This window comes from Candidatus Zixiibacteriota bacterium (assembly GCA_040756055.1).
Classification (GTDB): domain Bacteria; phylum Zixibacteria; class MSB-5A5; order GN15; family FEB-12.
In genome coordinates this window covers 280,573-305,314 of record JBFLZR010000004.1, presented here as the reverse complement: position 1 = coordinate 305,314, position 24,742 = coordinate 280,573, and the positions used below count along the sequence as shown (strand labels likewise).

The following is a 24,742-nucleotide window of genomic DNA, read 5'->3' as shown; positions in this document are numbered from 1 at the left end:
TCGGTGCGCTTTGTCAGGGAGGCAGTCACATGCACTCTAACCTGCCCGGAATCGTTGTTACCGGTGCCTCCGGTTTCATTGGGCGGCACTTTGTCGACGCCGTTAAGGGTAAATTTCGACTTTTCTGTCTTGCCCGCCGCTCTCAGAAAGAGTCTGAAATTCCCTCGCACGAAAATATCCGCTGGACCCAGGTTGATATAGCGCACTTTGACTCTCTCAGGGAACCGGTTCGGTGCATTCTCGAGCACGGCGGCGCCGATTTCGTGCTGCACCTGGCCGGTTATTATGACTTCACCAATGAAGACAACGAAGAATACCAGCGCACCAACGTGCAGGGGACCCGCAACATTCTCAAACTTGCCAAGCAGATAGGAACGCGGCGTTTTCTTTTTGCCAGCTCGCTGGCCGCCTGCAAGTTTCCCGCAAGAGGCAAGACTATCGACGAGAGCAGCCCCCCGGTGGCGCAGTATCCTTATGCTATCAGCAAACGCGCCGGTGAAGAACTGATCAAGGAGCACCAGGAATGGTTCCCGAGCGCAATAGTCCGAATGGCGGCCATCTACAGCGACTGGTGCGAGTATCCGCCACTCTATGTTTTTATCAACACCTGGACCGCATCAAAATGGAACTCACGCGTACTGGGAGGACGTGGTCACAGCGCTGTTCCGTATCTTCACGTTCAAGACCTGATCAGATTTTTTCTGAAGGTGATAGAAAAGACCGATTCATTGCCGAGACTGTGCACTCTGAACGCCAGCCCCAATGGATTCACCACTCATATCGAGTTGTACAAGACTGCCACGCGTTATTTTTTCGGTCGAGATGTCAGGCCGCTTTTGATGCCGAAGTTTCTGGTATATCCGGGAATGGCTTCGCGGCAGGCGATCGGAAGAATTACCGGTGATCTTCCTTTTGAAAGGCTGTGGATGGCCTCATATATCGACAAGATTCTCAACGTGGATGCGTCGGCGACCCATAGCAAGCTTCATTGGACACCGACACCGCGCTACGACATCCTGCGCCGGTTGTTGTTCCTCGTGGAAAATATGAAAAACCACGCCGATGCCTGGCACATCCGCAATGAAGCGGCTCTTCGCAGGGTGGCCCAAAGACCCAACTTCGTGATCTATAATCACCTGGTTGAAAACCGCGAGGCCATAATCGATGAAATCTTTCGCCATATTTGGCAAGCATCCCCGAGCTCACGTTTCCCGCGCTATCGGAAACTCGGCGAAAAGGCCCTGCACTGGTACATTGCCTTGATTTATCAAATTCTCTGCGCCGTGGTCCGCACCCGAGACAGGACCCTGATGCGTCATTATGCCGAAACAATAGCGCGCCGTCGCTTTGTCGAGGGATTCGACGTGGGCGAAGTCAGCGACTTTCTGTTGACTATCGGTGATGTCGTCAGCGGCATTCTCAGATCCTGTCCCGACCTCAAGGGTATCGAGCAGCGGATATACGATTTCATCACGATGACTTTCCAGTTGGCTGCCGATGAAATCCAGGATTCCTATGAGTTCCTGTCCAGCGAGTTCGCGGGTGCGATGGACAAGGCCGAGGAAGCTTTGATTCCGGCAAATGTCGGCGACCTCGAGCGCATCGTTTTCCAGATCGAGGATATCTGCCAGGATATGCGCGAGGATCACCTTCGCGACGAGATCGGAAAGCTACGCACTTGAGACGCCACTCGCCGGCTTTACCGCCTCCCATGATCCAATAGTCGAGCAAAGTCTGCTTGCGTCTTTACAGTTTGGCTGTTTGTACGTATCTTACTTTAGGAAATATTCTATGAGAACGCTGACAGCCATATTTACAGCCTGCATCATCTTCGCATCCGCTGCGTCTGCCGGTGATCTATATCGTGTGGAGTTAAAGTCTCCCCTCGATGCCGCTGTCGTTAAATCTATGAATGTCAATGTCTTGTTGCGGGCAGACAACACTTGCTTACTGCTTGTGGAAAAACACGAGGCTCACTTTTTAAACACTTCTGGCCTCGAGCACTCGTTGCTCGCCACAGACATCCATCGCAACCAACTGGCAATAGACCGTCGTTCCGACCGCAAGAACGCCGCTGTTTTCAAAGTTCTTTACGAAAAGGATCAGTTCCGTCTGCTTCTAGTCGATTGGGATGCGGCCAAGATCGCCGGGAGTAAGGTAGAGATTTTCCCCCTGCCAGATATGGAAGTCGACGTCAAATACCAAGAGCCGGTCTTAGGTGTCACTCCGCAGATGGCTTTTTCAGCACTTGAGGATCTTCAGCTCCTCATGGATCGAGTGAGCCAGGATTCACTCGAATCGTATGTTGGCCGGCTGGTGGCTTTTTATCGACGGCTTACCGGGACGACTTCGAATTACGCCGCCCGTGATTGGATCTCTTCGAAATTCAGAGAGTTTGGCTATGATTCGGTCGTCACCGATCCGTTCACCGGGGCACGACTGTGGGATCGGACACCGTGCGCGGCCGCCAATGTGATCGCTTATAAGCCGGGGACGGTATATCCGAACCAGCATATTATAATCGGCGGCCATTTCGACGCCGTCCCGGAGAGTCCGGGGGCCGACGACAATGCTTCCGGCACCGCCGCTGTCCTGGAGTGCGCGCGCATCCTGGCAGATATTGAGACCAACATGACTATCATATTTATCGCTTTTGACTCCGAGGAATCCGGTCTGCTTGGAGCCACACATTATGTCGAGGGCGCGGTAGAGAGAAACGACGACATAGTGCTGATGATCAACGCCGACATGATCGCGCATTTCGAAAATTCCGATAAAGCCGATGTCTACTCCAACGGTCAGAATGTCTATGCTCAACTCTGGGATCAACTCGGCAATGCTTATGTGGGTATCGACGCGGATCTCGGTGGCATGGGCGCCTCGGATCACTGGCCGTTCCAGATGGCCGGGTACGATGTCATTTTCGTGCAGGAAAAGATATTCTCCACTGTCTATCACACCGAAAATGACAAGACCGCTTATATGGATTTCGAGTATATGACGCGTATGGTTAAGGCTACACTGGCCACGGCTTATTCGACGAATGCATCGCCGCCGCCCGTGAGAATTGCCGCTCTGGAGGAACCGGGGGACGGTCATTCGTTCGTGGTGCACTGGAACCGCATTGATGCGCCGACGATTGCCCGTTACGAGTTGTCGTATTATTCGATGTTGTCACCGCTGGATATCACTGCCATCGATTTCGGACCGGAAGATACCAGTTTCGTCATTGACGGTCTTACCGAAGGTCAGGAATATTGCGTCTCTGTGCTGGCATACGATAATTCCGACCTGACCTCGATAAAGACAAGATCCTATTACTTTACGCCTCGCTCACTGCCCGCGGCGCCGTTCGATGTCCTGGCGATGCCTCTAAAGGATGCGGTCCGGCTTACGTGGGCGTACAGCAATGCCGAGCTGGATTTTGACCACTGCGCGGTTTTGCGTGACGGCGTCGAAATTACACAGACTCTCGATACGTTTTTCGTCGATGACGATGCCGCCCTTGGAAGCTCCCTGCACGACTATCGTGTCGTGGCTGTTGATACCGACGGGAACCTGTCCGATACGTTGTCAATCGCTCCGTTTGGAGCCAGGGCCGCTACGCTGGCCCTCGGCCGAATCCTGGCGGTAAATCGAACGCAGGTCTACTCCAATGATTTCGTTGACGAGAAAGAAACGGGGGAGTACATGCGCCTGGTCCTTGACGGCTACGACTACGATTACTTCTCCGACACCACCGCCGTCTCGGGCTATCGTGACTGCAACAGCGTGGAGTTGAACGACATGATTGACTACGAGCTTGTGGTAATCGGCGCCGAAACCGCCCGTTACGAAGACATTGGCGTAAACCCCGTGCTGCACGGACTTCTCGACACCCTTGGTTATTACCTGTCCATCGGTGGAAAGGTGATTATTTTCGGTCGATGGGGTACTGTCGGCGGTATCAATTTCTGTGACTACACTACCACGGCCTGGACGTATGACGACGGCTACCACGACCTGTTTCACATCGGCGGCCGCTTCTTAACGCCAACGCCTTGGGAATATGGAAGTTCCTACCTGCCGGCCGATCTTGTGGGGGCGCGTTCCCGTCTAACAGCCTATCCGCATCTGGTGTGGGACTCATTGGCGACAGTGTCGCACTCGACATCGCAGGATATCGCTATCACGGATGTTGCGGGTATCCCGTGTGCCACGTACGTGAGGGTGGACTCCTCCAAAGCGGATATAATCTACAGGTATCACTCGCGCAATAATTCCGACTGGGAAGGTCAACCGGTTGCATGGCGCTATTTCGGCGACGATTATTCCTACGTGTTTTTCGATATCCCTCTGTCGTTCTTCGGGCGGGACATGGCTACGGCCGCCCTCAGACAGGCGGTGGATGAAATACTTTCGGGCGCTCCCTCTGACGGGGAAAACCCGGACGACCCCGGAACCGGAGAATTGCCGGTGTCGTTCGCGCTTTCGCAAAATTACCCGAATCCCTTTAACCCGTCGACCAGAATCGACATTGCTCTGCCTCAAGCCTGCCATGTCAGGCTCGAAGTGTTCAATATTCTTGGCCAGCGAGTAGCCAGGCTTCTCGACCGAGAAATGCAACCGGGCAATTATGATGTTTACTGGGATGGCAGCGGGGTTGCCAGCGGGCTTTATTTATATCGTCTCAGGGCCGGCTCCTTCGAACAGTCCAAGAAAATGATCCTGGTTCGCTGAAGGATCGATTCGGCAGGATTCCATCGATTCAGAGTTGACATCTGTTGAATAACTACCTGTACATGGGAGTATAATATTTGGATACAGCAGGGAGGTCACATGACTCAGCAGGTTGTATTTGTAGCTCTGGGGCTGGTCTTTGTATTCATGGCGGTGATAACACCGCAGATGCTGACGCTCAGAATCCGCGTCCTTAAGTTTTTGCATCTGCGCGGCCTCGCCGACTGGCATCAGCGAAACTTTGACGGTCTGGTGAAATATGCCCGGCTGGTATTGGCCGCGATGGCGCTGGCAGCCCTGATATTCGGAATCTTTTTCAACTGAGAGTCCGCTCGGACGCACCCGGCTAATTGCCTGACGGTAAATGCCGGAACATGAAATAGGCGGCGCCGACCAAACACAAACCCGCCCACAGGAAATCCCAGGTCAATTGCTGTTTCATGTAGAAATAAGCAAAGCCCGCAAAGACAATCATCGTCAAGACTTCCTGAATGACCTTCAACTGCCCGAGACTGAAATAATCGAAGCCGATGCGATTGGCCGGAACCTGAAGGCAGTATTCAAAGAAGGCGACACCCCAGCTTAGGGCTATCACAATCAGCAGCGGCTTCGCGCGAAAATCCTTCAGATGACCGTACCATGCGTAGGTCATGAAGAGATTCGAGAACACCAGCATAACAATCGGGACTATTCGCATATACAATTCTCCAAGCGTTGACAAGACTCTGTAACCACCTTTCGCGGGCATTGCAAAAGTACCCCGTGCAGGCGGAAGACAATATTAATCTTTTGCGATGCGGTATGGCAACGGAATTCTTGGGTTTTTTGTTTTACCGGCAGCTGGTTATGAGATACACCAGCCGACACTTTGGCTTACCGAAAAAAGTTGGTGCCTAGGCACGCTCTTGCCTTTAGAAGAAGCCTTCTTCTGGGCCTGACATCACCTTGACCAACAATGAGTTTGTGCTGGTGGTCCTTATCGAATCGTGAAAATTACCCCCAATCCATCGTCGGTGCCATCGGTCTCACGGCACAAAGACCTCCCCCAGAAAAGGGACCTGAAGCTCCAATTGTTATCTTTCTTTTGCTTTTGATATTGACAACCCGTCCAGCGTCTATTAATTCCGAGAGCGGACAATCGTCCGAAATACCTATCTAGACAATAGGAAATACAACAGGCCGGACGCAGCGGTTGCGCCCGGTCAGGGTGAAGTAGTACCGTTTTGCGGAGGAGTCTATGAGGTCGATTCAAAAAAAAGTTCTGCGCCTCACGTTTGTAACCGCTTTGTGTGCTGCGGCTCTATTGATCAACTGCAGCAATAATCCCGAAGCACCTGATAAGGAAACCGCATCCGATCAGCTGCTTCTTGAAGCCGAGTTCTCGTGGACGGGAGTTGTCCTTACATGGAACAGGCTCGACCGGGCAATATGCTCGGCATATCTCGTACAGCGAAGCGAGACGCTCGATGGCGATTTTGTAACTACTGACACCCTGGACGCATTTGAATGCGCCTGCGTTGACAGAGCACTGGTTGCCAATGCCACCTACCGTTACCGTCTGATTGCCCTGGATAACGACAATAATCAAACCATTGTCAGCAACCTCGACACCGCAATTGTGTCCGGCTCGACCCTGCTTTTATCGGATACAGCCCTTATTTTTGCGAGCGGTGGGGGAGAGAGTCCCTCAATCAACGTTCTCAACGGAACAGTCAGAGCCACCTTCGACTGGACCGCCACCGAGTCCTCCGACTGGTTCAGTCTTACGGCTGCTTCGGGTACGACCCCGGAAGGTTTCGCGATCGATGCCCTGGCCAACACCACCGGCTCGGACCGCAGCGCCACTGTTACGGTGACGGCTGACGGTATCGGGGAATCACCCCAGACATTGCGAGTGGTACAGCCCGTTGCCGGTAACATTCTGTGCCCGTCTGCCGACGAACTCGCCACGCCGCCGCTCGGAGGGACGAATCCTGAGTTATCAGTGTTCAGCTGTTCGGGCGTGCCGATCTGCAACTGGGTTGCCGAGAGTGACGCCGACTGGCTGACAGTTTTACCCGATTCCGGTGCTTCGCCGACCGACCTGTCACTTGTGGCCCAGCCCAATCGCACCGGCGCCGCCAGGAGCTGCCAGATATCTATCACGCCAGTCGGTCTTGTGGAGCCGGCCGATGTTATCACGATCACTCAGGACAGACCTTTCCGGACACCGGTGAGCTATTCGGCGACCGGTACCCCGATATCGGTGTGTACGGCCGATTTCGATGGTGACGGCGATAAGGACCTGGCCGTGGTACACAGCGATGCGGCTTATGTTTCAATCTTTGCCAATGCCGGTGATGGCACTTTTGGCGCCGCCAGCAACTTCGCCATAAGCGGAGCGGCCAAATGGGTCCGGGCAGCCGACCTCGACAATGACGGCGATGTCGACCTGGCGTGTATCCTGGCATCCGGCAGCGGGTATGTGATTCTGTTCAATGCGGGAAGCGGAACCTTTACTTCGGTCAGCACGACTCTGAATGAGAACCTGACAAGGATGGCCCTGGCGGACTGCGATAACGACGGCGACAGGGATCTTGTGACTACAAACAGAGTGACCGGTGACGCTCTCGTGCTTGTCAACGACGGTACCGGTACCTTTTCGCAACTGGTGCGAAAAAGTCTCGGCGCGGCTCCGGAAAATGTCTGTGTGTTCGATATCAACAACGCCGGTTACCTCGATATACTCTCTGCCAATACCAGTAGCGATAGCGTTTCGATGCTGACAAGTTCAGGGTTGCTGACCTACAACACCGCCGTCAAGTTTCTCGTCGAAGATCAGCCTGTTTCGCTGTGCAGCGGGGACTTCAACGCTGATACGCGGGCCGACGCTGCCGTGGTATGCAAAGGTGCCGGCAGCGTGCGCATAATGCAAAATACCGGAACCAGCGGAGCGGCGCGGTTCACCAACGCGGGCGTTCTCCCCGTTGTCAGCGAGCCCAATTCGATCTGCTCCGCGGATCTCGATGCCGATGGCGACACCGATATAGCGGCATCAGGGTGGGGAATCTCGGTTCTGGTTAACGCCGGCGGTGGTGTGTTTGCATCGGCGATCGAGTTGGGGCCGACCGCTGAATATATGAACGATATTTGCGCGGGTGATTTTGATGGTGACACCGATGTCGATCTGGCGGTGACCAACGAGACCGCCGGCGCGGTGCTGGTAATTATAAACAACACCAAATAGGTGCGGCACACCCAAAGGAAAATGAACTCCAGTCGGGCCCGGAATTGAAACTGCCGGGCCCGATTTTTGATTGATGCCCGTCGAGCATCGTTTTTCGGAGCCAAATCGCACACTTTCATTGCTTGACGCATAACTCAAAGACAGGTCTATCATGCCGGCACGGGTTGATTCATGTCTCAGACGGTAATTTCCTTGGGGTCGTAACATCGTCCAAGGTGGATAGCCGCTATCACGCTGATAACCTCCTAACCGCCTCACTACCTTTCTTTAGTTCCAACTCCCACAGATCAAACAACTGTCTCATAGCCACTTGCCCTGAGATGGCCCGCGCCGGATGACGTGGCACACCCTTTGTTTAACAGGCTGTTAAAAGTACCAATAAACATACTGATAAACAGGAAACAGTTTATGAAAAGGCTGATAATCATAGTCGTCTCGTTCGTGCTGTTCGCGGGCAACTCCGTGGCGACAGACAGCGCCGCGCCGCACAAATATAAATCGACCTCTAAGGCCACGGCTCTGTCGACCTACGGCCATTTAGTGCCGATTGGTCTCGGCGTTGCCGCTATAGGTTACGGTTCCGGCCGCGAAAGCGGACAAAGTCCCTGGCTGATCGCGGGAACTGTGAGCCTTGCGGTTGGTGTCATCGCGGGCCCTGGCGCCGGGCATGCTTATGCCGGTAACAACCGCCGTCTGTGGCAGGGTATCGGCGCCCGCGTCGCTATCGCAGGGTTGAGTGCTCTTATGATCGCCGCGCTCGAGTCGGGTGGCGATGAATCAGGCGGCAATTTTGAAATTCAGCCCGGCCTTGAAGACTATATCGCCGGCGGGTTTTTGCTGATATCGGTGGTTCTGATTGAGCATAGCGCCATCCGCGACATCAAAGACGCTGAGAAATCGGCCCGGGATTTTAATAGAAATTGCGGACCAAAAAAATTGTCCGTCGCCCCGGCCTTCTACCCAGACCAAACGGCCGCCGGGGTGCGGGTTTCGATGCGGTTCTGACAGGTCAAGCCGCAAAGGTGCGGGCGGCGGCCGGGAAATCGACGCGCGCTTGAGATAGATCGCACAACATCAACTGACGTCCACTTGACTTTAAACGGAGGAAATATGAAAAAGAGTATTATCGTGACGATTGCCGTCCTGGCCGCTGTCATCGGACCGATAGGATGCGATGACGATAGTGTCGGACCCGTGACAGACGAGGGTGGTTGGGATGTCATCAGCTTACCCACAGAGAATATCGCCATCTCGAACCTTCAGGCCGTTTCTTTTTATGACGAAAACACCGGCTGGATCGTTGGGTACGGCGGAAATATCTTTAAGACAATCGATGGCGGCGCGACATGGGAGCGCGTCTTCCATCGATCAGGCCTGTGGCTTTATGACGTGTGTCCCGTCGACAGCCTCAATTTCTGGGCCGCCGGGATGTCGGGCCTCTATCCGTATGAGGCCGTTTTGGTGTACTCAACCGAGCAATGCGATTCGATTATGGCTTACCTGCAAAAACACTTCGATGTTAACGCTCAGTTGACATCCGTGGAATTCTGCGACCTTCAGAGTGGCTTCGCTATCGGAGGCAGCTGGTCCGACGATCAGTCGAGCCAGGTGCTTCTGCGCACCACCGACCGCGGTCAGACCTGGAGCCTGTTGCAGTGCTCGCAAGACAGTTGTAGACTCCACGATCTTGATTTCGGAAGCAGCACGAGCGGGTGCATCGTTGGGGCCAACGCCGCCGTCTTCAAGTATGATAGCGAGCAGATGGTCTTCAACCGGTGCGAAAATCCGTCGAATTGTCAGGTGACACGCCCTGGAGATAGCGCTCAATATACCATACAATTGTATAGCGTCGATATGGTCGATGAGTCGCTCGGCTGGTGCGTAGGCTCTTTTGACGCTATTTTCCAAACCGAAGATGGTGGTACCAGCTGGGTTCTGCAAAATATAGACAGTACCGTGAACAGCTCGCTTCGGAGTGTTTCGTTTCTCGACGGTTACAACGGTGTGGCTGTCGGCGATGCCGGGAAAGTGCTCGTGACCGAAGATGGGGGAAACACCTGGACCGACAGGTCATATCAGGGTGGTTCCCACCTGACGCACGTCGCCTATATCAGCGCCGGCAGGATTATAGCCGTCGGCGAAGATATGCTCGCGCTCGTTTCGAGGTAGAATGACAAGAGACCGTACTCGGTACACAAAAAAACAGGCCCCACTGCGGGGCCTGATGTGCTTGCTACCGGTTTTCGGGAAATTCAGGGGACAATAAAAAGATTCGCTAACTTACCTCGTGATAGAACAGTTGCAGAACTCGCCAACTTCCACGCAAAGATCATAGGAGCAGGTCGCGTCCGGCGCGCCGTAACGCTTCAAGCCCTCTATTACCGTACCGTTGGCCAGCACCTTGGTGCAGCATACAAACAGTCTGGGACTCGCGGCGGCGTCGGCCTTGGTGTACACGGTGCCGACCATTGACAGCACGAACACTACCAGCAGAATGCTCGACAAAATAGCTTTCGAATTACCTCTCATCAGGATGCCTCCTTTCACGGCTACCCTTGTGGTTTTCCCGAAATTCCGGTATCGTTTTTATCAACCTCGGACTCACGTAAAAGGCGAGTATCCCCGGTTGACAGAATAGCGCTCATTTTAAGGAAAGCACGGCTTGATTCGACTGTGATTCTAAATGCCGGGTGAGGGGATCTCTCTTGAGCTAAATATAATCGCAGACCCATAATAGGTCAATGATTTTAACGCACCCGATTTCCCCGGTTGGTAACCGCCGGGGCGGATGCCGCTGCTTCAGGTCACTCACCCCCCGAAACCGGGGATTGAGCTGATATGGTTGGTCCGGGGAAGTTCCTGCCCAACCGGTTCGCCCTGCCGGCTTATGATCCGGGCCGGAGTGCCGGCCACGGTGCAGTCGGAAGGTATATCGCGCATGACGACAAAACTGTTGGCCCCGATGCGGACATTGTCTCCTACGGTGATAGGCCCCAGCAAAACCGCTCCGGTTCCCACCAATACATTGTTGCCCAGGGTCGGGTGACGCTTGCCCTGGTGCTTGCCGGTGCCGCCCAGCGTGACGTTGTGAAAGAGCACCGCATTGTCACCGATTACGGACGTTTCTCCAATAACAACCCCGGCGCCGTGGTCACAGAAAAAACCCTTGCCGATAGTCGCTCCGGGATGGATTTCCACTCCGGTGAGAAACCTGCCAATCTGCGACAACAGACGGGGAACGAACGGGATGCGCAGCCTGTACAGCAAATGACTGAACCGATGGAGGGTGATCGCGTGAAATCCCGGATAAAGCAGAAATTCGATATTCCGCGCCGCCGGATCGTTGCGGTAGATAGCTTTGATATCTTCTATTATTGCCAGCATACTGATTGTCCTTTCGTGAGACTCACTTTTCGACTTCATGTTCAAACAGCTTGGTGCTGATATACCGCTCACCCGTGTCGCAGACGAACGTTACCACCGATTTGCCTTCCCCGATTTCCCGGGCTATCTGAAGAGCCGCCCACACGATAGCCCCCGACGATATACCGGCCAGCAGACCCTCTTTGGTGGCCAGTAGTCTGGCGGTCTCGAAAGCATCGGATTCATCCACCGTAATGACCCGGTCGACCACCGACGGGTCATAGTTGGCGGGCACGAAGCCGGCCCCGATTCCCTGAAGCGGATGTGGTCCACGCTCACCCCCGGAGAGAACGGGGGAGGCTTTCGGCTCCACGGCAACGACCATGCAGCCATATTTGTCCTTTAAGAAGCCGCCGGCTCCGGTAACAGTGCCGCCGGTTCCCACGCCCGCCACGAAGGCATCGAGATGATCCTCGCCAAGGTCTGCGGCAATTTCGGGGCCGGTTGTCCGGCGGTGGATATCCGGATTGGCCGGGTTGTCAAACTGGGAGGGGACAAACATGCCGTCTTCATTGGCCAGCTCAAGCGCCTTTTCAATCGCGCCGGTCATCCCTTTATCGCCCGGGGTGAGGACTATTTGGGCGCCGTAATGTTTCAGCAGTGAGCGACGTTCCAGCGACATCGTCTCCGGCATCGTAAACACGCACCGGTAGCCCCGGGCCGCCGCTACCATCGCCAGCGCTATTCCGGTGTTGCCGGAGGTCGGCTCTACGATGGTCATTCCCGGTCTCAGGTCACCCGATTTCTCGGCCGCCAGAATCATGGCAACGCCGATTCGGTCTTTCACCGAGCCGCCCGGATTGTAGCTCTCCATCTTCGCCAGCACAGTGGCCGAGCCGGGGGGGACTATCCGGTTGAGCTTGATCAGCGGCGTTCGGCCGACAGCTTCGATAACATTTTGGAATCTCATTTCGAACATCCTTTCCGAGTCCACGGTGTGCCGTTTTCAATACCGAGAAGCAGGTGCAAAAAAAAGAGCCTGCTTCGGTTTGAAGAGGCTCCGCGAGCTTGGCTATATGTGTAACAAGTACAGTTTACATAGATTAGCGCGTACCTCTCCGGCTCGACAGAAGGCAACAACAACAACTCAAGTGGCTTCTCTGGACGCCACTTGTGTGATTGGGTCGGATGGTTACGCTATAATTCATATATTCTTTAACCCGGTGACTATACTCTCCGGTTCCAATCTAAATATAAAACATGGCGGCGATTTGGCAAGACGGTTTTTTCTCTTGGCCTTGTCTGTAACCCGTTACAATGCAATAATAAAGCTCCCCCGGTCCCGCCAAGAGCGGGACGACCCGCTGGTTAACAGTCGGAGTGTCGTGGCAAGTACCAGATATATTTCGACCACTTTTCAATTCGATCCGCAGGTTCGCTAAAGGAAAATACTCAGACTGTACAAACGGTATTTTTGAACGAATGGTTATCCATTGATTCAATTGACTTCACCGATCTTCTTGCTATTATTGTACATTCACTTGGTGTGTATTTTGTAGAGAACAATTGGTAGAGGACACCTTATAATGTCGGCAACGAACAAATTGTGGAGCAGTAGGGACGAGCGCAGTTGGCTAACAGCGTTGGATAAATATTGGAGTTACGTAAAGCCGACCCATCTTGATATAGAGAGAGAATTCAATTCCCTTGACGTTCAGCAGATTGAGCAAATGAATGCGATGCAGTGGTATGAATTCCTTCTAAACAAATACTTCTTCTGGAAGTATACCGCGAGAAACCGATACGTTACCACAACAAGTCAGTTAAAAAAGTACCTTGGTCCCAAAGATAACCTGGATAATCTCTTTTCGATAAAACAGAGAATTTTTGAGATGAACAAAGATGATATTGCTGATGGGCTAAATATAGCGTGTGAGATCAGGGGGCTAGGTACAGCTGGAGCATCTGGATTGTTGGCAGTTCTCTTTCCCTCTCACTTTGCCACAGTCGATCAATTTGCTGTCAAAGCTCTTTCGGAAGTTAGCGGACTACAAGAGAAGTATGCAATTACAAAGATGAATCCTGAGCAAATAAGGGTTAGCGAAGGAGCGGTACTGATCAAAATTATGAGACAGAAGGCAAAAGAGCTAAACACTGTGTTTTCAACCGACAAGTGGACGCCACGAAAAATAGATATGGTTCTGTGGGTGGCATCAAGATAGCTTTGGGATGCATACTTACGAGTGCCTGGTATTCGGCTGTAATGAAAAGTAAGGAGTATAAGTGCATATTCCACAATTATTTGAATTTTCAATCGGTGGGTACTTTGGTCCGTCCTACGAATTTTCACTGAAATCCGGCGAGCTACACTACAGAACCTTTGCCGATCACTTTGAGCCAAAAGCTCAAGCTGTCATCAAGCTATCGGGAGAGGAGTGGCGTTCTTTTAGAGAGGCTATAGACAAACTAAATATATGGGACTGGCAAACCAGATATGAGATCCCTGCCCTTGATGGTACTAGTTGGGCACTGAAACTTGAATATGCTGATCGATCTATCAACAGTTCAGGGTGTAACGCATATCCAGGGGACCCTCCTGAAGTATCTGCTGGGGATGAAGGATCAATGAGATTTAACAGTTTCTTAAAAGAAGTGCATATGCTTTTGAGGAGTCTGGATTTTGCAGAGGCAGGCAGTTTTGATGAAAATCGGTTCGATGAAGAATGAAAAACGCATCATCTTAATCACATCATCTATAGTCAACCCGCCCTCAACCCTAAGAACCAGTGGGGCAATTGTTGTAACCCATTACTATGCAATAAGAAAGCTCGCCCGGTCCCGCCTATGGCGGGACGACCCGCTGATTAACAAGGTCCATTCAGACCGTCGCTTGACAGAGAGCCAAACCAGTCTCATATTTGAGTGTGTGTCTTGCTGAGAGAATATTTCCGATCTGGCCTTTAGCGTAGGGAGGTAACAAGACTATGGCCTTATTTGAGTGCCCGAATTGTTATGCCAGGATAACCTACAAGACTCGGGTGTGCCCGAAGTGCGGAAACGAAATCAAGAAAGAGGACAAGTTCGGCAGTGAAGCGGAGTTGAGGAAAGTCCAACTTGAAGTTTGGGAACCCGATCCGGACGAAGACTTTGATGAGTGCGAACCGTCAAGGTCTTCAGTAGTCGTTTCAACCACGCCGACACTCGAAGGATGGGAGATCGATAAGTACCTTGGAGTAATCTCTTCACATGTGGTTGCCGGGACTAACATTTTTGCGGATCTATTCGCCGCCGTTAGAGATATCGTCGGAGGTAGAAGCAGATCTTATCAGAAGCAGCTTCGTTCTATCCACGAAGAGGCGATAGCGTTACTTCAGGAACAAGCTGAGGAGATGGGAGCCACTTGCATAGTTGGGTTAACAGTCGACCATGACTCAATTTCCAGTGCGGGCAAGGAACAAATGTTCATGGTAACTGCTATGGGAACTGCTGTGGTGGCCCGGCTCCGGGAAAAGGGTTTTACAGCCGGCGAGAGTGTCAACCCTCAGGACTCAGATGATAAGTCCTAGCCCAAGTGCGAGTAAGATACCCTTACTTTTTTGGATATTGTGTGAGAAGATCACTGGGCCAGCGTTACCCGGCCTTAGGATGGGTGTCAGTCCAACAATTAACCGACCGCCCCTCCGGTAACCTCAACCCGCTAGAACATGCAGAATTACGGCGTCAACTCTTGTAACCTCTTACAATGCAATAAAAAAGCTCCCCCGGTAAGAGTCGGGTCAGCCAGGAGGGTTGAAAAGTGACGCGGTTAACCTTGACAAAAGAGTGGGGTAGGGGTACGATCGTTTAAAAAGAGCAGGGTGAGCTTAAAGATGGGTTGAGCGCTTATGACAGGAGATCCTAAATGATCGAATCAGAAAATACTCACTGGGCCGCGGCAATAGCAGGGCGATTATCCGATGAGTGGTGGGGTAAAGATGAATTTCCGCAGGACGCTCTGCTGCTGAACGAGGTTCTGTTCGAACTGCTTGCAAAGGCACCTAAGCTATGTCAAAACTTGATTGGGACGGGAATTATTGAAGAGGACTATTTTGAACCGTTGGAATGAGCCAAATTTGCCACCGCCGGGGCCAACGAGCAGTCATACAAGGTTATTGCGGAGTCAGACTTATCTTGGCGAAATCTTAACGTGTGCGGTGCCGAAAGGTTTACATTCTCGCTTAGCTCATTCGGTGGCGTGCCGCCTCCGGCGGGATTAATCAGCGGGTCGGCCATCAGAAAATAATTGACATAATCGGTAAATCGTGTATATATAGAGCCTGCCAAAAGGCATCACACTCCCCTGTAGCTCAGTCGGTAGAGCAGCTGACTGTTAATCAGCGGGTCGCTAGTTCGAGTCTAGCCGGGGGAGCTTTTTTATTGCAGCTCAGTCGGTAGAGTCCCGCCTGTGGCGGGGTCAATCAGCGGGTCGTCCCGATCTTGGCGGGACCGGGGGAGCTTTTGTTGTATTGTAACAGATGTAAAAAAGGCTCCGGACATAAAGCCCGGAGCCTATAAAGTCACAAATCGATTGCCGCCCTCGGCGGCATTTCCTTTATCTACATCTGAGGCCTACGGGCACGCGGCCGGCGCCGGACCATCTTTCCAGATATAATTAATCAGGTACTCGAGGTCCAATACAGAAACTTCGCCATCGCCGTCGGCGTCAGCTTCGTCCAGGCACGGCGGTTCAGCTCCCTGCTGCCACACCCATTTGACGAAGAAGGTTATATCAAGCGGATCAAACTCACCGCTGTGATCTACGTCGCCCGGAACCCGGCAACAGGAAACAGACCCGTCATCGTAAATGAGCTGCAGCGATGGATCACCGAGCCACAGATACATCATGGCATTGGCCACGCCGTAGGTGCCCCAGAGATCGATTACCCTCACCGAAGCTTCGTTGGAGGCGTCTCCGAGAGCGTTGATTCCCTCGTCAAAAACACAGGCATAAAGGGCTTTGTCATAGTCATGATTTGGCGTCGTGTACGATGGGTCCGACGCGCCGAGGTAAGCCACCGCGGCGTCATCGCTCCGCGTGAAGGTCTCACCGATTGTGGCGGTGCTGTAGAGGAGGTCGTTGTTCAGACAATTGATAGCGAATACCACCGGAGTCAGTTGACCGTTGTCAATAGCCTCTGCCTGGGCAATCCTGAAATACTCGCCGTAAACGTTCCAGTACTGCCAGCTTTCCGGATCACCATGGCCGCGATAATTTATCAGGCGAAAACCCTGGTTGAAATAATTGATAACGTCGGCGTTCGAGGCTTCGTCACCACCGTTGGCAAAAGAGGCGCCATAGCAGGTGGTGAAATTGGGATAAAGCACGCTGTAGTTGTTGAACGGAATCTCGGCGGCAGTCCTGATCTGTTCACAGCAAAGCTGATACTTATCGGGAGCATCCTCCCAGTTTGCGACCAGTAGCGATTTTTCCAGCCAGTCGCCTCCGGGCGGGTTGGATCCGAAAACCATGCTCTTGTTGACCATGTTGTCGACATGGGTGGCGCTGGTGACGCTGAAACGACCGATGGCCAGATCAGCGTAATCGTCATCGCCCTCCAGGAGCGCATACCAATAATCGCTGACCGAACTGTCTATAAAGTGGCCCGGCCCTTCGGCTTCCACGATGTGGCTGGGTACATCGGCATGGTCACCAACCAGCAGAACATAGCGGATTCCGTTGGTGGCGTATTCGTTGGCGATGTAGGCCTTGATCAAAGCATCGTTGGCGCCAATGGATGAAATCGGGACCATCGTCGTGGCCAGACCGTTAGAGTTTTTCCAATTTACGAAAGGTGCCATGTTGTCCATGAAGGCATCGTTGGCAATGATCAGGTAGTCGTAAACCCCATCGGTTTCAGGCTCGGTCGTGTAGGCATCGTTAACCTCAAGGTTCATCTGGCCGTAATTCAGAACCGTTGAGCCATACATTCTATCGTAATTTGTCGCGATTGGTCTGCGAAGGGGGGCCTTGACGTTTTTATCGCTGATACCGGTATAATCCAGTCTGACCGTAATTTCCGACCGAACGTTGAGCTCTCCCGTTGCCGGATTGAAGGCCAGAGGATTGACCTTGAGGCTGACAACCCTCAGGTCGCGCCAGATACCGGGATCGCCGACGCTTGCCATCGCGCCCGGATAAAACGCGTTCTGCCGGTAAAATGCTTCATCAATATCAAACCGCACTCTTTTCTCGCCTTCCAGAAGTGGCGTCTGAAAAGGATGAACTTTGTAGCCGGGAAGCGTTGTCTCTTTGTAATCGACAATGCTGACCGAAACATTGGCGTTGCCGGGAATGCCCACGAGTTCGGATATTACAGGAAGTTCCGGTTTACTGATGTCAACCGTGGTGGCGTATCCGGGGAATTGCAGCTTCTGGTAAGTAACGCCGTTTTCAGTAATGTCCTCCGAAAAGAAACCGCTTATAGTAAACTTGATGACGGTTTCGTTTTGGTTTGACTGAAGGACTTCGGCGGAAGGGGTTTCTATGAGTGAATTGCCCTCAAGCGAAATCCAGTTCGCTTCACCATAAACAGTTACCACAGAGCCGAATACCAAGAGTGTCAGCAGTTGCGCCACTGACATTAAGGTGCGGTTCATACATCCTCCAATGCTTACTAAAGGTGGTTTGTTCGAAATTGCGCACCGACACAACCGCCGGTACGGCCTTCTCCTGGGTGTTCGTGAGGGTCGTAATCAACAATATATGCACAGCGATATTCCGTCTGAAATGATATGAATATCTGCGAGGGACGACTTTAATATAACAGAATTGCTCGCCGTGTCAACCGTCAAAAGGCTGTTGCCCGAGGCTGCATGTTTATTAGCCCTGTAAAATCTGTGCCCTTGACCGGTCCGTGCCGGTAACGTCCGGCCGCGATTGCAAATGCGGACTTGCTCCCCTGAGTGCTTTTTTGGCAACAAGCTAATTTGTTGCTTTTCTTGCGCTGGCAAAAGTATTACATTACCGACCACGTTGTAAGGGATTGGCACGGTACAAGGATGTTCAGTCAAATCGCAAAAATATCGTTAATGGTTACAAGCCTGGCGCTGTCACTATGCCTGATGACCGCAAATCCGGCGATGGCCCAGATTGACTCAACTACCGTTCACTATTACGTCGGCAAAGCCGTCAGAGCGCACCCCGACGGAGCCGTCGGCGCGGCATCGTTTCACGGGTCGCTGCAGTACCAGTTCGTGACCAAACCACCGAATGTCCCTGTCGTGGATATTCAGAAATTCAACGCTTCGCTGGGTTGGGTGGCTCACCCCAGCGTCAACTTCATGGGAAGCTTTCGCGGTATATCCGAAGACAGCTCCCGCTATGGGCTCGCTTTTGGCCTGAGGCTCTATACTGTCAATCCGGAACGCAAGGACAAGGCGCACAATCCCGATGGCCCTGTGGGCGGGCCGGTTCTCACCGCGTCGGGTGGAATCAGATATTCCGATCTGGCGGTTGAGGATGCGAAGACGGTCGGCGACTTTACCCTCCTGGTGCCGGTGTCGCGAAGACTGTCCATTCTGGCCGGAATGCGTCTGTTCGAGGCGATTGAACAGGCCGATGTTCAACAGGCCTACGGCGGTTTCAATTTTTACCTGTCTCCGTATAACGCCGATTCGGCTTATACCAATCCCGATGGACAGGTGGGTAATGCTGCTTTCCATCTCAGCGGCGGGGGCTCCGAGAACGGCGTTTTCGGCGACCTGACCATGTTTTTCCCAATCAGCAACAAACTCACCTGGCATATCACTCTGCGCGGTGAGCGGGTAGAATTGCCTTATCGCCGTGTCGTCGCGATCGGCGGCGGATTTTCCTTGTATCCTTCCAATTAACACGTCCACAACAGCTTAGCCTATGTGGCCACATCCCTTGCGGGGATGGAAACTATCCTCATAAAACTTCCGTATACAAAGAAAAACATCTCATCATATCAGCAGTACGGAGGAAGCGATGCACAGCGTTTTGAAAATCTCATTGGTCACGATAGTAACCCTGGCGGTACTGGTTTCTATCGGTTTGAGCAGATCATCAAAATCCGGCAAGTACCCCTGGATCGGAATCTATGGCCAGTCGGTTACGGAAGATTTGGCCGACGCTTTTGATCTCGACATCGAATATGGCGCGGTAGTGAACGAGATAGTCGATGATTCCCCGGCTGAGGCCGCCGGTCTGGAGGAAGGTGACATCATTATCGCTTTCGGCGGCTCGAGAGTCGAAGACTACGATGACCTGCTTGATATGCTCGAAGAGCGCAAGCCGGATGAAAAGGTCAAATTGAAAATCAATCGTGACGGCAAAGAGATGGAGCTGGAAGTTACACTCGAGGGTCGGCCGCGCGATTACCACTCCAGTTGGCGCTGGTACGATGATGACGACCACATTGTTTACGTGCCCAGGGTGCCGTCGGTGCCGAGAGTGCCCGCTGTTCCCGGGGTGCCCGATGTCCCCAGAGTGCTGGCGATTCCCGAAATCGACAAGCTCGTTCTCGCGAACAGTTATTTCGACCGGTCCTATATAGGGGTACAGGTCACGATGCTCACCACACAACTCGGCGAATTCTTTGGGGTCGAGAAGGGCCGCGGTATGCTGGTAACATCGGTTGAAGATGATTCCCCGGCCGCCAAGGCGGGAATCAAGGCCGGTGATGTCATCACCAAAGCTGACAACCAGCGCATCTTTGAGAGGGATGACCTTCATGAAGTTATCAATGACTTCGAAAAAGGCGAGAAAATCAACATTGTCATAGTCCGTGACAAGAAAGAACAGTCGGTCGAAGTCGAGATAGCGGAGCGCAAAGGTTCGCGGCACGGAAAAAGTTACCACTTCAGCGGTCCCGATATTGATATCGATCTGCCCGATATGGATGGTTTGCATTACGGAGTCTATTCCGACGACGGCGAAGTTTACTTCGAGTCCGAGGATTTTGCGGAGGACTACCGCGAGGCGATGGAAGATTATCGGGAGGCAATGGAGGAATTGAGGGAAGAATTGGAGGCGCTCCGGCTTGACCAGGGCGAAGAAGTTCGCGAGGCGCAGCGGGAGGCCAGAGAAGAGTTACGTGACGAAATTAGGGAAATGCAAAAAGAGCTAAGGGATATGAGCCGAAAGCTCGACTGAATCACCCCTCCTTGAGGAAATCCTCAAACAGCACAAAAAGCCCCGTCTTCGGGGCTTTTTTGTTTTTTCTTTCTTGCCCGCTTTGTTGTGTCTCTCTTATATTTAGCTCGCCATGATCAATATGACGGTCGAAAAACTGTTCCAGAGCCGCGCCCAGGAACTGGAGTTGACTCTTCTCAACGGCAACGAAGCCGGGCTGAAAAAGAAGATTCACAATGCCGAGTTGAACCGCCCGGGACTGGCTCTAACGGGTTTTTTCGAGCGCTTCGCCAGTAAACGCGTCCAAATCCTCGGCGAGACCGAAATGGCCTATATCAGCCGGCTCTCGACCGAACGACTTAAAGAGATTTCGTACAAACTGTTTGAGTTCGATATCCCCATGCTGATAATCTCGAAGGGCATAACGCCGCCGTTCGAGGTTATCGAGGCCGCCGACCGACACAATACGGGGGTATTCTCAAGCCGCCTCAGCACAGCCGAACTCACCAACCGGCTGTCGGCCTACCTCGACCACGTCTTCGCGCCTTCGATCAATGTCCACGGAACCCTGATGGATGTCTATGGTGTCGGCTTGCTCTATACCGGTAAATCAGGTATCGGTAAATCCGAGGTCGCGCTGGATCTTGTCGAACGCGGCCACCGGTTGGTTGCCGACGATGTCGTGAAAATTACCCGCACGACGCCCGATGTTATCATCGGAACCGGATCGGAGCTTCTCGGACATCACATGGAGATTCGCGGGGTAGGTATAATTGACATTGAAGAACTCTTCGGAATCCGCTCGATTCGTCTTCAGAAAAGAATCGAGGTGGAAGTAAATTTGACTCTGTGGTCGGAGGCCGAAGATTATGAGCGGCTTGGAATTGAAGACCACAAAACCAATCTGCTCGGCGTGGGTATCCCCGTTGTCAGGGTGCCTATATCGCCGGGGAAAAATATCACGGTGATTTCGGAAGTCATTGCCATGAACCATATGTTGAAGGTTTACGGTGAGAATTCCGCGGTCGAATTCACAAAGAAGCTGTCACAGACCCTGAGCCGTCAATCGGTAACAAAAGACTATCTCGAATCCGACTACGAGTAGCAGCCTTTTTCCCACAATCAAAAAGAGCTTGGAGAATTGACCGGACCGGGTTATACTATACGACTTTATGTCCGGTAATGATTTAAGGAACAATTCCCTGTAACTGAAGTAAAATGTTGTGAGATATTTGGAGGTCTATTTGTAATGAACAGCAGAACTTTGAGTTTAATTCTGGTGGTGTTTTCGCTGATGGTACTGGTTTTCAGCGGTTGCGGTAAATCCGGAGACACACCCGTTGCCACCGTTGGCGATTACGATATTACCATGGACGAATTCAGTGACTACTTCACCCGCGCCAATATGTCGTTTGCCAACGCTCAGGAAGAGTACAACAAAAAGCGTGAAATCCTGGATTCCATGATAGTCACCCGGCTTCTGATTCAGGGTGCCTATGAGAAGAATGTTGATAAGGTTGAGGAGCTCGCCCGGGCGGTAGCTGCCAACAAAGACAAGTTCCTTATTTCAACCCTTTATAAACTGCGTATCGCCGACAAAGCCGAGCCCACCGAGGCCGAAATCAAGGATTTTTACAATCACCTCGAATATAAAGTAAGAGCCGCGCATATCGTGGTCAGTGAGCTGGATACGGCCCAGGCGCTTTTCGAGAGAGTGAAGAGCGGCGAAAATTTCGAACAGCTCGCTTTCGAATACTCCATCGATCCCGACGCCAAGCGTAACAAAGGTGACCTCGGTTATTTTCTCTGGGGCGCCACCGTCGATGAGTTCCAGGACGCCGCTTTTGCGATGCAGCCCGGCGAAATTTCACCCCCGATTAAATCGCAGTTCGGCTATCACGTGATCAAATTGATCGACAAGATTCCCAATGATTCCCGTGGCGAATACGGCGCTATGAAAGATGCCATCAAAAACCAGATTATGCGTCGCAAAGCAATGGATCTCACCCGGGAGTATTTCGAGGTTCTTAAAGGAAAATACCCTATCACGGTCGATACTTCAACGTGCGATTATGTTCTTCACAAGAGAGAGCAGGTATATCCCCCGCAGCTTCTGCCCACCCTGCCGCGCAACGATTTCGACCTGGAGCAGCTCGACCGCAATGAGAAGGAGCTGGTGGTAGCCAGCTGGAGTGGTGGTCAGGTATCGCTTATGCAGTATCTCACCCAGATCAAAAACATCCCGGCTAACTTCAGGCCGGATTTCGATAACTACGACTCGATTGGAGCCGTCGCCTTTGAACTGCTCAAGCCCGATATGCTCAAAGAAGAGGCGCTTGCCGAGGGTATGGACAAAAACGATGAGTACCTGGAGAATATGCGCATGTTCAAAGAGTTCAACATGGCCGACATCATGAAAAATGACTCCATTCAGGCGCCGCCCCCGCCGGATGAAGATGCTCTGCGGGCCTATTACGACGAGCATATCGACGAGTTTACGACTCCGGCCAAAGTCCATGTCTATGAAATTATGCTGAGCGATGAGATGAGAGCTACCCGGTTGCTCAAAGAAATCAAATCGCTCGACATGTTCAAGCAAGCCGCGGCGGAACTGACCGAACGTCCCGGTCGTCGCAGCCGGCAAGGTGATATGGGCTTTATCGAAGCCAAGTGGTATCCCGAGTTGTTCGAAGCCGCGATGAAGACTTCCAAAGGCCGTATGGGCGGCCCGGTTATGGTGGGCGGTAAATACTCGATCTACTGGGTCGTTGATAAAGTCGAACCCGAGGTCAGGGATTTCCTCGAGGTAAAACGCCTCATCAATGACCGCCTGACAAAACAGGCAAAGGGCGAAGCTATACAGGCGTGGGTAGACGAACGCTTGAAGAACACTAATGTGGAGGTCGACGAGGACGCTATCTGGGCCACGATCGAAATGGACAAATATCCCGAGCCGGTGGCTGGAGCTGATAGTACCGCGGGGAACTAAGACGGAGCTTATGAGACTTCTGAAACTCGTATTGATCCTGACAGCGGTTGCGGTGTTCGCGAGCCCCGCGACCGCTCAGCGGGAAGTGATCGACAGGATCGTCGCGGTGGTCGGCGACCAGGTCATACTCGCTTCGGAACTGGCCGGGCAGATGCAGTTGCTCGTGCTTCAGTCCGGCACACGGCCGAAAAATCAACAGGAAATCGAACAGCTCCAAAAAGACGTTCTCGACCAGATGGTCTCCGACAGACTTTTTCTGCTCGCAGCCAGGGAAGACACGAGCATCTCCGTGCGCGAGGAAGAGATCGATGACGCCCTTGAGGAGCAGGTCACCCGCATCTCTCAGAATTTCGACAGCTACGATGAATTCATGGCGGCGCTTGCCTCCGAGGGCCTCAGTCTCCGTGATCTGAAAAGGAGATACCGCACTGACGTCGAGAATCAGATGCTCAAGCAGCGCTTCATCCAGTCAAAGCTCGCCACCGTTTCGGTGTCCCGACAGGAAGTCAAGGAATTTTACGATACGTTCAAAGACTCGATACCGAGTCAGCCCGAAGGTGTCAAACTGGCTCACATACTGTTGACCGTTCGGCCTTCACAGAAGGTGGAGGATTCGATACGTCAATATGTGACCGACCTGAGGCAGCGAATACTCGATGGCGCCGATTTCGCCACGATCTCCTCGCAATACTCGACCGGCGGAGCCGGGGTCAACGGAGGCGATCTGGGTTATCTGTCGCCAGAGGACGTTGTCCCGGAATTCGCCCGGGCCGCCTTCAATCTGAACATCGGAGATATCTCCGGCGTCATCAGAACCCAGTTCGGTTACCACGTCATAAAGTGCGAGGGAAAAGAAGGTGAGCGTTCCCGGCTGAGACACGTTCTGGTCGAAGTTCCGGCGACGCTCGAAGATTCCTCCATGACCTACCAGCTGGCCGACTCTCTGCTTCAGGTGGCCCGCGAAGGGGATGATTTCGCCCAACTGGCCAAAGCGTTTTCCGCTGATAACGATACGCGGGCCCAGGGCGGCGAACTTGGCTGGTTTGCCGTCGCGGATATGCCCCAGGAGTTTGCCGATGCGGTGCAGGGTTGGGACACCCCCGGTGAATACCGCGGTCCCGTTACGTCGCGCTACGGAATCCACATTCTCAAGCTCCTCGATTACCAGCCGGAAAAAGAGTACACCTTCGATGAAGACTACGACCGCATAAAAGAATTGGCGCGTCAGGATAAAACGGGCAAGATGGTTGACAAATGGATCGAGCAATTGAAAGACAAAACATATATAAGCTACCGTCTTGAAGACTGATCG

20 protein-coding genes and 1 tRNA gene are annotated in these 24,742 nt (G+C 52.7%); 16 read left to right on the top strand and 5 right to left on the bottom strand.

The genetic code is table 11. The annotated features are described in order from the left end of the window. The first annotated feature begins 29 nt into the window (after positions 1-29). From AB1483_09605 to AB1483_09595, 3 genes are all read left to right on the top strand, one after another. Entirely contained in the window at positions 30-1,682 is a 1,653-nt protein-coding gene (locus AB1483_09605; GenBank protein MEW6412712.1) for an NAD(P)-dependent oxidoreductase, read from the top strand. A gap of 109 nt (positions 1,683-1,791) precedes the next feature. Further along, the gene (locus AB1483_09600; protein ID MEW6412711.1) at positions 1,792-4,719 is read left to right on the top strand and encodes a M20/M25/M40 family metallo-hydrolase; all 2,928 of its coding nucleotides are present in this window, start codon (positions 1,792-1,794) and stop codon (positions 4,717-4,719) included. A gap of 99 nt (positions 4,720-4,818) precedes the next feature. Continuing rightward, positions 4,819-5,043 carry a hypothetical protein gene (locus AB1483_09595; GenBank protein MEW6412710.1) on the top strand — a complete coding sequence of 75 codons (225 nt, stop codon included), beginning with the start codon at positions 4,819-4,821 and terminating at the stop codon, positions 5,041-5,043. Between the two features lie 22 nt (positions 5,044-5,065). On the opposite strand, the gene AB1483_09590 is transcribed toward AB1483_09595, so the two are convergent. Next, complete coding sequence (locus tag AB1483_09590) at positions 5,066-5,416, bottom strand: DMT family protein (protein ID MEW6412709.1); 351 nt, start codon at positions 5,414-5,416, stop codon at positions 5,066-5,068. Positions 5,417-5,956: 540 nt separating this feature from the next. Here AB1483_09590 and AB1483_09585 point away from each other — a divergent pair. The 3 genes from AB1483_09585 to AB1483_09575 all read left to right on the top strand — a co-directional run bounded on the left by AB1483_09585 (position 5,957) and on the right by AB1483_09575 (position 10,114). Further along, positions 5,957-7,945 carry an FG-GAP-like repeat-containing protein gene (locus AB1483_09585; GenBank protein MEW6412708.1) on the top strand — a complete coding sequence of 663 codons (1,989 nt, stop codon included), beginning with the start codon at positions 5,957-5,959 and terminating at the stop codon, positions 7,943-7,945. A gap of 408 nt (positions 7,946-8,353) precedes the next feature. After that, positions 8,354-8,950: a hypothetical protein gene (locus tag AB1483_09580; GenBank protein ID MEW6412707.1), complete on the top strand. Its 597-nt coding sequence runs from the start codon at positions 8,354-8,356 to the stop codon at positions 8,948-8,950. Positions 8,951-9,055: 105 nt separating this feature from the next. Continuing rightward, positions 9,056-10,114, top strand: a complete 1,059-nt coding sequence (locus AB1483_09575) for a YCF48-related protein (protein MEW6412706.1) — start codon at positions 9,056-9,058, stop codon at positions 10,112-10,114. 111 nt (positions 10,115-10,225) lie between these two features. Here AB1483_09575 and AB1483_09570 read toward each other — a convergent pair whose 3' ends face one another. The 3 genes from AB1483_09570 to cysK form a co-directional block, all read right to left on the bottom strand. After that, complete coding sequence (locus AB1483_09570) at positions 10,226-10,474, bottom strand: hypothetical protein (protein ID MEW6412705.1); 249 nt, start codon at positions 10,472-10,474, stop codon at positions 10,226-10,228. Positions 10,475-10,753: 279 nt separating this feature from the next. Continuing rightward, positions 10,754-11,329: a serine O-acetyltransferase EpsC gene (epsC, locus tag AB1483_09565; GenBank protein MEW6412704.1), complete on the bottom strand. Its 576-nt coding sequence runs from the start codon at positions 11,327-11,329 to the stop codon at positions 10,754-10,756. Between the two features lie 22 nt (positions 11,330-11,351). Further along, the gene (gene cysK, locus AB1483_09560) at positions 11,352-12,278 is read right to left on the bottom strand and encodes a cysteine synthase A (GenBank protein ID MEW6412703.1); all 927 of its coding nucleotides are present in this window, start codon (positions 12,276-12,278) and stop codon (positions 11,352-11,354) included. Between the two features lie 616 nt (positions 12,279-12,894). On the opposite strand from cysK, the gene AB1483_09555 reads away from it, so the two are divergent. The 5 genes from AB1483_09555 (at position 12,895) to AB1483_09535 (ending at position 15,716) form a co-directional block, all read left to right on the top strand. Next, the gene (locus AB1483_09555) at positions 12,895-13,530 is read left to right on the top strand and encodes a hypothetical protein (GenBank protein ID MEW6412702.1); all 636 of its coding nucleotides are present in this window, start codon (positions 12,895-12,897) and stop codon (positions 13,528-13,530) included. A 61-nt stretch (positions 13,531-13,591) separates the two neighbouring features. Next, positions 13,592-14,035 carry a hypothetical protein gene (locus tag AB1483_09550; GenBank protein MEW6412701.1) on the top strand — a complete coding sequence of 148 codons (444 nt, stop codon included), beginning with the start codon at positions 13,592-13,594 and terminating at the stop codon, positions 14,033-14,035. Between the two features lie 257 nt (positions 14,036-14,292). Beyond that, positions 14,293-14,874: a YbjQ family protein gene (locus AB1483_09545; protein ID MEW6412700.1), complete on the top strand. Its 582-nt coding sequence runs from the start codon at positions 14,293-14,295 to the stop codon at positions 14,872-14,874. Positions 14,875-15,209: 335 nt separating this feature from the next. Continuing rightward, positions 15,210-15,413 carry a hypothetical protein gene (locus AB1483_09540; GenBank protein MEW6412699.1) on the top strand — a complete coding sequence of 68 codons (204 nt, stop codon included), beginning with the start codon at positions 15,210-15,212 and terminating at the stop codon, positions 15,411-15,413. A 230-nt stretch (positions 15,414-15,643) separates the two neighbouring features. Next, positions 15,644-15,716, top strand: a tRNA-Asn gene (locus AB1483_09535). A gap of 200 nt (positions 15,717-15,916) precedes the next feature. Here the strand turns inward: AB1483_09535 and AB1483_09530 are convergent. Further along, positions 15,917-17,944, bottom strand: a complete 2,028-nt coding sequence (locus AB1483_09530) for a C25 family cysteine peptidase (protein ID MEW6412698.1) — start codon at positions 17,942-17,944, stop codon at positions 15,917-15,919. 432 nt (positions 17,945-18,376) lie between these two features. On the opposite strand from AB1483_09530, the gene AB1483_09525 reads away from it, so the two are divergent. The 5 genes from AB1483_09525 (at position 18,377) to AB1483_09505 (ending at position 24,739) form a co-directional block, all read left to right on the top strand. Further along, the gene (locus AB1483_09525; GenBank protein MEW6412697.1) at positions 18,377-19,177 is read left to right on the top strand and encodes a hypothetical protein; all 801 of its coding nucleotides are present in this window, start codon (positions 18,377-18,379) and stop codon (positions 19,175-19,177) included. A 118-nt stretch (positions 19,178-19,295) separates the two neighbouring features. Beyond that, entirely contained in the window at positions 19,296-20,462 is a 1,167-nt protein-coding gene (locus AB1483_09520; protein ID MEW6412696.1) for a PDZ domain-containing protein, read from the top strand. A gap of 112 nt (positions 20,463-20,574) precedes the next feature. Next, positions 20,575-21,546: an HPr(Ser) kinase/phosphatase gene (gene hprK / locus AB1483_09515; GenBank protein MEW6412695.1), complete on the top strand. Its 972-nt coding sequence runs from the start codon at positions 20,575-20,577 to the stop codon at positions 21,544-21,546. A gap of 144 nt (positions 21,547-21,690) precedes the next feature. Continuing rightward, positions 21,691-23,430 (top strand): peptidylprolyl isomerase, encoded by a 1,740-nt coding sequence (locus AB1483_09510; GenBank protein ID MEW6412694.1) that lies wholly within the window; start codon positions 21,691-21,693, stop codon positions 23,428-23,430. Between the two features lie 10 nt (positions 23,431-23,440). Continuing rightward, positions 23,441-24,739 (top strand): peptidylprolyl isomerase, encoded by a 1,299-nt coding sequence (locus AB1483_09505; GenBank protein MEW6412693.1) that lies wholly within the window; start codon positions 23,441-23,443, stop codon positions 24,737-24,739. The last annotated feature ends 3 nt before the right edge of the window (positions 24,740-24,742 follow it).

Bases quoted from the DNA above. Each gene is read 5' to 3' on its own strand.
- AB1483_09605 (MEW6412712.1), top strand. From the start codon at position 30: ATGCACTCTAACCTGCCCGGAATCGTTGTTACCGGTGCCTCCGGTTTC.
- AB1483_09600 (MEW6412711.1), top strand. From the start codon at position 1,792: ATGAGAACGCTGACAGCCATATTTACAGCCTGCATCATCTTCGCATCC.
- AB1483_09595 (MEW6412710.1), top strand. From the start codon at position 4,819: ATGACTCAGCAGGTTGTATTTGTAGCTCTGGGGCTGGTCTTTGTATTC.
- AB1483_09590 (MEW6412709.1), bottom strand. From the start codon at position 5,416: ATGCGAATAGTCCCGATTGTTATGCTGGTGTTCTCGAATCTCTTCATG.
- AB1483_09585 (MEW6412708.1), top strand. From the start codon at position 5,957: ATGAGGTCGATTCAAAAAAAAGTTCTGCGCCTCACGTTTGTAACCGCT.
- AB1483_09580 (MEW6412707.1), top strand. From the start codon at position 8,354: ATGAAAAGGCTGATAATCATAGTCGTCTCGTTCGTGCTGTTCGCGGGC.
- AB1483_09575 (MEW6412706.1), top strand. From the start codon at position 9,056: ATGAAAAAGAGTATTATCGTGACGATTGCCGTCCTGGCCGCTGTCATC.
- AB1483_09570 (MEW6412705.1), bottom strand. From the start codon at position 10,474: ATGAGAGGTAATTCGAAAGCTATTTTGTCGAGCATTCTGCTGGTAGTG.
- epsC (MEW6412704.1), bottom strand. From the start codon at position 11,329: ATGCTGGCAATAATAGAAGATATCAAAGCTATCTACCGCAACGATCCG.
- cysK (MEW6412703.1), bottom strand. From the start codon at position 12,278: ATGAGATTCCAAAATGTTATCGAAGCTGTCGGCCGAACGCCGCTGATC.
- AB1483_09555 (MEW6412702.1), top strand. From the start codon at position 12,895: ATGTCGGCAACGAACAAATTGTGGAGCAGTAGGGACGAGCGCAGTTGG.
- AB1483_09545 (MEW6412700.1), top strand. From the start codon at position 14,293: ATGGCCTTATTTGAGTGCCCGAATTGTTATGCCAGGATAACCTACAAG.
- AB1483_09540 (MEW6412699.1), top strand. From the start codon at position 15,210: ATGATCGAATCAGAAAATACTCACTGGGCCGCGGCAATAGCAGGGCGA.
- AB1483_09530 (MEW6412698.1), bottom strand. From the start codon at position 17,944: ATGAACCGCACCTTAATGTCAGTGGCGCAACTGCTGACACTCTTGGTA.
- AB1483_09525 (MEW6412697.1), top strand. From the start codon at position 18,377: ATGGTTACAAGCCTGGCGCTGTCACTATGCCTGATGACCGCAAATCCG.
- AB1483_09520 (MEW6412696.1), top strand. From the start codon at position 19,296: ATGCACAGCGTTTTGAAAATCTCATTGGTCACGATAGTAACCCTGGCG.
- hprK (MEW6412695.1), top strand. From the start codon at position 20,575: ATGATCAATATGACGGTCGAAAAACTGTTCCAGAGCCGCGCCCAGGAA.
- AB1483_09510 (MEW6412694.1), top strand. From the start codon at position 21,691: ATGAACAGCAGAACTTTGAGTTTAATTCTGGTGGTGTTTTCGCTGATG.
- AB1483_09505 (MEW6412693.1), top strand. From the start codon at position 23,441: ATGAGACTTCTGAAACTCGTATTGATCCTGACAGCGGTTGCGGTGTTC.